At 69.1% G+C, this 7,743-nt stretch carries 19 protein-coding genes and 1 pseudogene; 2 read left to right on the plus strand and 18 right to left on the minus strand.

Annotation, left to right across the window (positions count from 1 at the left end; genetic code table 11):
- Positions 1-138: 138 nt before the first annotated feature.
- From VIU94_RS26050 to VIU94_RS26115, 14 genes are all read right to left on the minus strand, one after another.
- The gene (locus VIU94_RS26050; protein ID WP_331914710.1) at positions 139-537 is read right to left on the minus strand and encodes a phage tail fiber protein; all 399 of its coding nucleotides are present in this window, start codon (positions 535-537) and stop codon (positions 139-141) included.
- A 412-nt stretch (positions 538-949) separates the two neighbouring features.
- Positions 950-1,231: a hypothetical protein gene (locus VIU94_RS26055; RefSeq protein WP_331914712.1), complete on the minus strand. Its 282-nt coding sequence runs from the start codon at positions 1,229-1,231 to the stop codon at positions 950-952.
- A gap of 85 nt (positions 1,232-1,316) precedes the next feature.
- Positions 1,317-1,613, minus strand: a complete 297-nt coding sequence (locus tag VIU94_RS26060) for a hypothetical protein (protein WP_331914714.1) — start codon at positions 1,611-1,613, stop codon at positions 1,317-1,319.
- The gene (locus VIU94_RS26065) at positions 1,610-1,801 is read right to left on the minus strand and encodes a hypothetical protein (RefSeq protein WP_331914716.1); all 192 of its coding nucleotides are present in this window, start codon (positions 1,799-1,801) and stop codon (positions 1,610-1,612) included. Before VIU94_RS26065 ends, VIU94_RS26060 begins: the two co-directional genes overlap by 4 nt.
- A gap of 190 nt (positions 1,802-1,991) precedes the next feature.
- On the minus strand, positions 1,992-2,705 hold the full coding sequence (locus VIU94_RS26070) for a hypothetical protein (protein ID WP_331914718.1): 714 nt from the start codon (positions 2,703-2,705) through the stop codon (positions 1,992-1,994).
- A 161-nt stretch (positions 2,706-2,866) separates the two neighbouring features.
- On the minus strand, positions 2,867-3,349 hold the full coding sequence (locus VIU94_RS26075; RefSeq protein ID WP_331914720.1) for a hypothetical protein: 483 nt from the start codon (positions 3,347-3,349) through the stop codon (positions 2,867-2,869).
- The gene (locus tag VIU94_RS26080) at positions 3,349-3,540 is read right to left on the minus strand and encodes a hypothetical protein (protein WP_331914722.1); all 192 of its coding nucleotides are present in this window, start codon (positions 3,538-3,540) and stop codon (positions 3,349-3,351) included. Before VIU94_RS26080 ends, VIU94_RS26075 begins: the two co-directional genes overlap by 1 nt.
- A 2-nt stretch (positions 3,541-3,542) precedes the next feature.
- Positions 3,543-3,908 carry a hypothetical protein gene (locus tag VIU94_RS26085; RefSeq protein WP_331914724.1) on the minus strand — a complete coding sequence of 122 codons (366 nt, stop codon included), beginning with the start codon at positions 3,906-3,908 and terminating at the stop codon, positions 3,543-3,545.
- 3 nt (positions 3,909-3,911) lie between these two features.
- Positions 3,912-4,034, minus strand: a complete 123-nt coding sequence (locus VIU94_RS26090) for a hypothetical protein (protein ID WP_331914725.1) — start codon at positions 4,032-4,034, stop codon at positions 3,912-3,914.
- Positions 4,031-4,234 carry a hypothetical protein gene (locus VIU94_RS26095; protein WP_331914726.1) on the minus strand — a complete coding sequence of 68 codons (204 nt, stop codon included), beginning with the start codon at positions 4,232-4,234 and terminating at the stop codon, positions 4,031-4,033. The genes VIU94_RS26090 and VIU94_RS26095 overlap by 4 nt, the downstream gene beginning before the upstream one ends.
- Before the next feature lie 14 nt (positions 4,235-4,248).
- A complete protein-coding gene (locus VIU94_RS26100; protein WP_331914727.1) occupies positions 4,249-4,509 on the minus strand; it encodes a hypothetical protein in 261 nt (86 codons plus the stop codon).
- Positions 4,506-4,811, minus strand: coding sequence for a hypothetical protein (locus tag VIU94_RS26105; RefSeq protein ID WP_331914728.1), 306 nt, complete (start codon positions 4,809-4,811; stop codon positions 4,506-4,508). The genes VIU94_RS26100 and VIU94_RS26105 overlap by 4 nt, the downstream gene beginning before the upstream one ends.
- A 9-nt stretch (positions 4,812-4,820) precedes the next feature.
- Positions 4,821-5,207: a hypothetical protein gene (locus VIU94_RS26110; RefSeq protein WP_331914729.1), complete on the minus strand. Its 387-nt coding sequence runs from the start codon at positions 5,205-5,207 to the stop codon at positions 4,821-4,823.
- Positions 5,208-5,276: 69 nt separating this feature from the next.
- Positions 5,277-5,498, minus strand: a complete 222-nt coding sequence (locus VIU94_RS26115; protein ID WP_331914730.1) for a hypothetical protein — start codon at positions 5,496-5,498, stop codon at positions 5,277-5,279.
- A gap of 120 nt (positions 5,499-5,618) precedes the next feature.
- Here VIU94_RS26115 and VIU94_RS26120 point away from each other — a divergent pair, with 120 nt between their 5' ends.
- Positions 5,619-5,903 carry a hypothetical protein gene (locus VIU94_RS26120; RefSeq protein ID WP_331914731.1) on the plus strand — a complete coding sequence of 95 codons (285 nt, stop codon included), beginning with the start codon at positions 5,619-5,621 and terminating at the stop codon, positions 5,901-5,903.
- 53 nt (positions 5,904-5,956) lie between these two features.
- A complete protein-coding gene (locus VIU94_RS26125; RefSeq protein ID WP_331914732.1) occupies positions 5,957-6,154 on the plus strand; it encodes a hypothetical protein in 198 nt (65 codons plus the stop codon).
- Here the strand turns inward: VIU94_RS26125 and VIU94_RS26130 are convergent, their stop codons facing one another.
- The 4 genes and pseudogenes from VIU94_RS26130 to VIU94_RS26145 all read right to left on the minus strand — a co-directional run.
- Positions 6,155-6,433: a DNA translocase FtsK gene (locus VIU94_RS26130; protein WP_331914733.1), complete on the minus strand. Its 279-nt coding sequence runs from the start codon at positions 6,431-6,433 to the stop codon at positions 6,155-6,157. It lies immediately after the preceding gene.
- A gap of 15 nt (positions 6,434-6,448) precedes the next feature.
- Positions 6,449-6,889, minus strand: a complete 441-nt coding sequence (locus VIU94_RS26135; protein ID WP_331914734.1) for a hypothetical protein — start codon at positions 6,887-6,889, stop codon at positions 6,449-6,451.
- A 34-nt stretch (positions 6,890-6,923) separates the two neighbouring features.
- On the minus strand, positions 6,924-7,178 hold the full coding sequence (locus VIU94_RS26140; RefSeq protein ID WP_331914735.1) for a hypothetical protein: 255 nt from the start codon (positions 7,176-7,178) through the stop codon (positions 6,924-6,926).
- 28 nt (positions 7,179-7,206) lie between these two features.
- Positions 7,207-7,743: pseudogene (locus VIU94_RS26145) on the minus strand (hypothetical protein); the annotation flags it as partial.

The following is a 7,743-nucleotide window of genomic DNA, read 5'->3' on the forward strand; positions in this document are numbered from 1 at the left end:
CAGCTGACCCGGAGCTGAGCTGCTGGGAGATGATCGACCAGTCGCCGCTGACCTCAACCCAGTTGGCGCCCAGGCTGGTCGAGTCGGCCCGGTTGAAGTCGTCGGTGAAGGTCGTCATGAGCCCTCCCCGTCAGGGCGTTATGCCGCCTGGGGAGTCAGGGCCGCCGAAAGCGTCGAGAGCGTGAACGAATCGGTCGACGCCCAGGCGCGCGAGGCCGTCAACGCCACCGTGAACAGCAGCGTCCCGGCGGATGATGCCGTCCACACGGAGATGTGGGTGAGGGTTTCGGACGTGCCGCCGTTCGTCCACGCCGAGGGTGCGCCGCTCAATGCGAGGGCTGACCCGGACGACGAGGCGGCGAAGGTGCAGCTGTTGCGGGTCGTCGACCCTGCGGACACGGCGGACGTACCGGCTGCGCCCGGGTCGCCGGTGTGGAGTTGCACGAATGTCCCGGCCACGGGGCCGTAGGCGGCGCCCGCGGTGCGAAGAGTGTTGAGCCAGCCGGAGACGAGGCTGGGGGCGAGTCCTGCGGTCATCGCTCACTCTCCTCAGGCTCAGGATCGGTGTCGGGCTCGGTGTCGGTCATGTCGGGTTGGGCGGGGGTGACCTCGCCGGAGGCCTCCAGCCGCAGCACGTACTCGTCGGGCATGGCTGCCTCCTGTGATGGCGGGTGTCCCGCCGCCCGCGACGGGGGCGTGGCGGGCGGCGGGATGTCGGGGCGGGGGACCGGACGCGCCCCGAAGAGCGGAGGGGTTTCGGGGAGCGCCGCCGTTCCGGAGTCGAACCGGTACTGGCCAGCTATGGGCGACAGCCCTCGCCTGCCGACGACGACCCTGTCTTGGGGTGTTGTCGTCCGCCCGGCCCCCCACAGGGCCGGGCGGACTGGTTGGCCCGAGCGCGTAGCGCTGCGAGGGCCTTCCTGCGCTACTGCCACCGCGCGCAGGAGTCTCAGGCGGCGTGGGCGTGTGGGCCACGGCTGTTGGCCGCAGGGTCCGCTGGGCGGTGCTTGGCGCCGCCTTCTGCCGCGAGCTTCACGGTGGGGAGGTGGAAGTACTGGCCTGCTTCGCCGTCGAGGACGGGTTCGATCTTTCCTCGGGTGACCCAGACGCGGATGGTGCCGGGCTTTACTCCGGCGGTCCGTGCGGCTTCCCATAGGTCGCCGAGGTCGCGGTCGCCTGCGACTTGGGCGAAGTGAATCTCAAGTCCGTCCGGGTTTGGGTAGGCGACCACGGAACCTCCCCGAGGTACGCGAAAGCCCCCACCGGTGGTTTCACGGCGGGGGCTCCAGGGGCGTGATGTGACTCGTGTGCCACGATCAAGAATCACGATTACAGATGGACGATTTTTCGTCAAGCAGCTTGCCTAGTTCGCTGCGCTCTTCCTCGAAGAGCGGCCGGATCACGTGCAGGTACTCCCAGATCCACACCCCGAGCCATTCGGCGGCGGCGTGGTAGCCCTGGCGTCGGATCCACCGGTTGGATCTCCAGGTGCCGTAGTGGTGGCGGGTGATCCAGTAGCCGCAGCGCGGCGACATTGCAGGCGGGACGGTAGTCCAGTAGGCGGTGACGTCATCGACGGGCGGCGGCTTGTGCCCCCACGGCGGGGCAGTCACGTCTCCTCGACCGCGCAGTCTTCCGCGACGGGTCCGATGTAGACCTCGGCGGGTCCGCTGAAGCTGAACGGCCCGGCGTCGAGGGTGACGCTCTCCACTCCGTCGAGCCGTTCCATTCGTGTGACGCGGAGGCCGTCGCAGGCGGGGCACAGGTCGAGGTGGTGGATGCAGTCCGGACGGTGGTTCACGGCGCATCTCCGTCATTGCTCCGACGCCCCGCGAAAGCCATGAAGATCGTTGCGCCACCGCCGAGCACTGCCAGCAGCCCTGGGGCGACGTACCTGAGCCCTTCAGCTGTGACCCACGCCCCGACTCCTACTGTCACGAGGCCGATCACGAGAAGGGGCCAGGTCCAGAGCCTGTTCTCCACTCTCGTATTCACGCCGCGACTCCTGCCGCTTCGGCGAGCACGCGTTCTTGCGCGGCCCGGAGTTCCCGCCACTCCCCCAGCGTCTCCCACCGGCCGTTGCACGCCGGGCAGTGGATGCGGTGGCTGCCTGCGGATGCGGTCAACGGCTGCCAGCACACCCGATCCTCGACGATGGTGGGGCAGTTGCCGATCTGGACGCGGCCGGGCCGCCGTTCGTCGTTGACGATCGCCGTGCATTCGCCGTGCAGCCTGCGCAGGTCGTCGATGTCCTGCCCGACCTCCTCGTAACTGCTGCACGCCCAGAGGAGGTTGTTGGCCAGGAACTCGGCCAGCAGAGGCACCGCCTGGGCCGGGGAGCCGCGCCACGGTGCGACCGTCCAACCGAGCGCGGCCCGCCACGCATCCTCAATCGCCGACAGGCGGGCCGCCACACCACCCGGGCCGACCAGGGCAAGGACTTCCAGGCGGGGCGGGATCGGCGGCGTCTTGGAGCCCCCACCCCCAGCGCCGGGACGGCGCGCGCCGCGCATCAGGGACGCGGTCGTGTCGAGCTGCCGGAACAAGCTGGGGAGTTCGGCGATGCGGGTGACGGTGCGTTCCTCGCACGGCCGGCAAGCCCACCTGGAGGCTTCGGCGACCCACAGTTGCCGGTTGCAGCGGGGGGTCACACAGGTCGGCCATTCGAACTCATCGAGCGGGGCGGGGGTGGGGTGGTCGTACACGGCAGGCTCCTCGTGCGGTGCGGGAAGCAGGGTGTTTCTGAGCCAATGGTGCACTAGCTCGCCGACACTGCTGGGCCAATGGCCTAGTGGTGCCGCGCACACGCCTGCGGCCCTGCTCCGGTCGAAGCAGGGTCGCGGGGTGGGGTGGTCACGGCAACGGTTTAGCCCCAGTACGAGCAGAGCAGCCACCGGGCTTTCTCCTGCGTCGGCGTGATCCCGAGTGCCTGGAGTGCGATGCGCAGCTTCTCGTCCCAGCCGTTCATTTCAGGCTCGACGGCGAGCGCCGCCATGTCGATGTCCTTCACGCTGCCCCGGTAGACGGTGATGACCTTGGTGGCGATCAGGTACATCGGGTAGTCGCCGGAGCAGTGGGTGTCGAACTCGACGCCAACCTGGGCCTTGGCTTCGCGCTTGCGGTCGGAGTAGCCCTCGTTCCCGCTGGACCAGGTCTCGGTGAATCCGGCGATCTCGGCGAGGAGGCGCCGCTCGGCGGACTCTTGGAAGCCATCACCGTCTTCGTTCTCCTCGTCGAACCATGGCAGTTCGGGGAGTTCGCCGTACTCGCCTGCCTCTTGGAGCTTCCATCCCTCCTCGCCGCCGAGGTCGTAGCCGTAGGCGAGCATGCCGTTCGTAGACTGCCCCATTAGTTGATCTCCTCTCGCTGCACCTGGACGTGTTCCCACACGTAGCCGCTGATCTGGTCACTGTCGCCGGGGTTGGTGACGATGGTGGGCGTGGCGCTGCGGTCGAGTTCGCGGACGGTGGTGGTGCCGCCGTCGTGGACGATTACGTCGCCGATACGCAGGTCGTCGGCGGGGATGTGGTGCAGGGTCACGGCTATTCGCTCCAGCCGATGAGGCGAAACTCGACGCCCTCGGCCTCGATCTCCTGCTTCGAGGAGCACTGCTCGGACGCCCAGACGAGGCGGAGGATCGCGTCGCCGTGCGAGGACGGGCTCGTCTGGTACTCACCCCAGATCTGACCGTAGTTGTCGAGGAGGATCGCGTCGTGCTTGTCGGTGGGTCGTTCGGCGAGCGGGGCGATCCCGGCTTCGATGGCGGCGCGCAGCCACTTCGCGGCCTCGCTGATGGACTGCTCGCGCTCCTTGTCGGTGAGATCGTCCCAGGCCGGGATGTAGCTGATGGCCTCGTGGGCGTTGCGCTGCCGGGCCTCGGCGAGCTTACGGGCGCGGGGGTCGTTCACGGTCTAGTCCTCGTTCCAGTAGCGGCGGTCGAACTCGGCGGCTTCGGCGGGTGTTTCGTCCCAGTCGTTTTGCCGGGGCTCGGCCAGCAGCGGCACCTCGGGGACGGGCTCGGTCGGGGCGTTCATTGGCGCTCCTGGTCAGCGAGCTCCTCGCGAATGGCCAGCAGCTTGTTGATGGATTCGTGGTGGATGCGTTCACCGTCGGCGTCACCCAACAGGGCGGCCTCCCTGGCGAACGCCACATCTGCGGCAAGGGCTCGCTCGATCGATTCGACCTTGCCGAGTTTCTCCGGGCGAGGCCCGTTGACGGCGCTGTAGACGGTCACAGTCACGCCTCCTCCTATCGCTGCTGGCCGTGCATGTCGCCCCAGCCGAAGACGTATCCAGGGTTGACGGCGGCCAGCACCTTGTTCGCCGCTGCGAGTTCGGCGATCGCCCCCTGCCGCCCTTCCTCGTACCGGGGCTGGCGGCATAGGTCGAGCCGCACGGACGCCTCCCATGCCTGCCGTCGTGCGGCCCGTACCCGGTCGGGGAGTTGGCGGGCGGACAGGGCGGCGACCGCATCCGGGACGGGGACCGTGGTGCGCGGGAAGGCGATCACGGCTGGTCCGCGAGGCGCTGCAGCATGGCCGTCTGGTCGCCGACGCTGGTGACGTAGGCACCCGTGGGCCCGTAGGCGGTGGTGCGGGTCGGCAGGTGCCGCTGCCCGTGGCCGTCCGGCGGGATGAGGAGCGAGCCCCGGAGGGTGCTGTCGTCGGGCGTGGCGCCCTTGTACAGGCAGAGGCGGAGCACGCCGAGCGTGTCGACGCCGAGCACCAGGACGTGGCCTGCTGGGGTGGTGGAGTCGGTGCCGACCCAGCGGACGTCCAGGTCGACGAGCTGGATGGCGGTCTGGCGGGACATCGGGTTCTCCTATGCGGCGGTGAGGTAGGCGGCGCGGTCGGCGAGGTGCCGGGTGACCTTGTACGAGCGGAGGCCGACGAGCAGCGCCGGGTCGGCGGGGTTGTAGACGTGGACGTGGATCCACTTGCCGGTGGTCCGGTGCTGCGCCCACACCTTGATGGCGTCGCCGCCGTGCACCTTCCGGTACGCCTTCGCAACGTGCCGCCCGAACCAGCTCTTCTGCCCGTCGGGGAGGTCGCTGCCGCCGACGCGGTCGAGGTGGTCGCCGGTGCGGATGAGCTGCCCGCCGTCGACGAGGACGGCGACGATGCCGGAGATGCAGCGGTAGCGGAGGGCTTTGACGGCGGTGCGGGCAGCCGTCTTGGTGCGGCTGCGGAGCTTGGCGGTGGCGAGCATCGGTTCCCCCTTGGTGCGGATGTGCGGTGGATCGACGGGCCCGGCCGGTGAAGGCCGGGCCTGGATGGGTCAGTCGGGGAGTCGGGCGGCGAGGGCGCGCAGGTCGCCCATGGTCAGGCCAGTTCGGACACCGTCGCCGTAGATGCCGTTCGTCGCCTCGACCATCAGGCGGCTGTCCGGCTCGTCGGCGTACACCTTCAGCACGTGCGCGAGTGCCTCGGCCGCGTCCGCGGGGGCATCGCCGTACTGCTCCATCGCCTCGCGGCGGATGCGGTCCATGTGACGGGACATTCGAGCCTCCTCGCGCCTCCGTGATCGCAACTGACTAGCGATCATGTGTAGCGGTGGCGACACCTCAGACAGTACGCCTGAGGCATAGGCACCGCAACCCTGTTGCGATACATTGATGCCATGAATCCGACCCCGCCCACCGAGCCGCCCTCCCTGGAGGACATCGCCGCCGCCGGTACCCGCCGACTCCGCGACGCCGAACGCCTCAAGAAGTCCAGCGACGAACTCCGAGACCTCGTCCTCGACGCCCTCCGTGAAGGCCACTTGAAGCCCACCGAGGTCGCGAAAGCCTCCGGATGGACCGGGGCGCACGTGCGGAAGATGGCGCGGGATGCGGGCATCGAGCCGGACGAGCGCTACCGCGAGCGAGCCGAACGCCTAAGGAAGACCCAGGCCCCCGAGTAGCCGCTTCCCGGATTCGGCCCCCGCTCCCCCACCCGCCGCGCCACACTGACGGGATGGACGACATCGTGTTCATGGTGCGCGCCAAGAGCCGGGCGGTCTGCCAGCAGCAGCTGGATCTGATCTGCGAGCGGATGGGTGCCCGGCCGGCGACGCTGCCGACGAACGCGATCGGCTCCGGATGGGTGGCCCGTGCTGTACCGCGCATGACGACGGCCCGGACCGATGACGGTCCGGGCCGTTCCGCTGGCTGATCAGGCGGCCTTCGGGTTTCCCCAGCTGCCGCCGTGCGCGGGGAGCAGCTTCGCGGTCGCCTGCTCGTAGTCCATGAGGACGTCGCGGGCGATCGCGCCTTTGCTGGGGCCGACGATGCCCAGGTTCTGCATCTGGTCGAGAAGATGCTCGGCAGTTCCGTAGGTGACGTGCACGTTGTAGTCCTGGCGCAGGCAGCGGCGGACCATCGCCGGGGATCCGTGCCGCTTCTCGGTGACGAGCTTCGTCGCCGCGTACAGGAGATCGAGCGTCTCATCCATGGTTCGAGTGTCCTCTCAGGTCTTGGTGATGTTCTTCTGAACGACGGCCTTGCGCTGATCGACGTTGGTCTCCTGCCGGATGGGGCCGGTGTAGGTCTGGTGGATCTCCGTGGGTGCGGCTTCTCCGGCGCGGCGGAGGAGTCGGGCGGCGGCGAGGGCGACCGCCGCGAGACCGGCGAAGAACACGCCGATCGCCTTCGGGTCAGCGAACTCCGATGTGACCATCACCAGGGAGATGCCGCCGCAGGTGAGGAGAGCCATCCCGCCGAAGCAGAGCATTCTGACGCTGTCGTCGGTGGCCTTGCTGGACATCGCCGGACGTTCCGGCTTCTGGGCGGGCGGTGTGGTGCTGTCGCGCCGCAGCTCGTGAATCACGTTGTCGACGGCGGCCCGCATCACGGCGTCAGTGAGCGGATTGACCTCGGCCCGGTCGGTGGGCTCAGGCTTCGGGTTCATGGCTGGGTCTCCTTCCGGGCTCAGATGGGTGCGGTCAGTTCAAGTCGTCGAGATCGGCGGTGAGGGCTTCGACGGTGCGGCGGTCGTTGATGCACTGGACGAGAGGGCCGAGGTCGAGCTTCAGCGTCAGCTTGATCGGCGTGTACCGCTCACGCTCCATGCGGCCTTGCGTGCCGGGCGCCAGGCTGGCCATGTGGGCGGCGATCATGTCCTTGGCGGCTTGGAGGTACTCGAGCGCCTCGCGGGTGGTGGTGGCTTCCCACTCGTACTTGGGCGGTTCGAAGAGCATCACGGTCTCCTTTGCGTGTGTGCCGGGCCTAGGCGGCGTTGGCGTAGTCGGTCTGTTCGGGCTGGTTGTCGGCGTGGTCGGGGTGCGCCCAGATGCCGCGGTCGACATCGACGGCCAGGCCCTTGGCCTTGAGGCGGGTGAGGGCGCTCTTGACGGCGCCGAGGGTGAGGCGGGTCTCTTGGGCGATCACGTTCCGGCCGACCGGGCGTCCTCGTTCGGTGAGGAACGCGGCGACCTTGTTGTCGGTGCCGGCGGGGGCTTCGGCTTCGATGGCGGCAGCCGCCTGGGCAATCGGGTCGGTGGACGGGGCCATGCGCGCCGTGTCTGTAGCCGTGTCGGTGAAGGCGTCGTCGGGGAGGACCGGCGTCTCCCCGCGGAGGCGGGCTGCCAGGCGGTCGAGCCGTTCGTGGTACGCCTTGCCGGTGGCGGCGGCGGCCGACTTCTCCACGGTGGGGGTGTCGCCGGTGGTCGCCCAGTGGGCGGGGTCGCGGTCGAAGTGGGCGCGGAACTGGGCCTGCCGGTTGTCGGGCCCCTTGATGTAGCCCAAGCCGGCCGTGGACGTCTT

Origin of the sequence: Streptomyces sp., assembly GCF_036566765.1 — a bacterium.
Classification (GTDB): domain Bacteria; phylum Actinomycetota; class Actinomycetes; order Streptomycetales; family Streptomycetaceae; genus Streptomyces.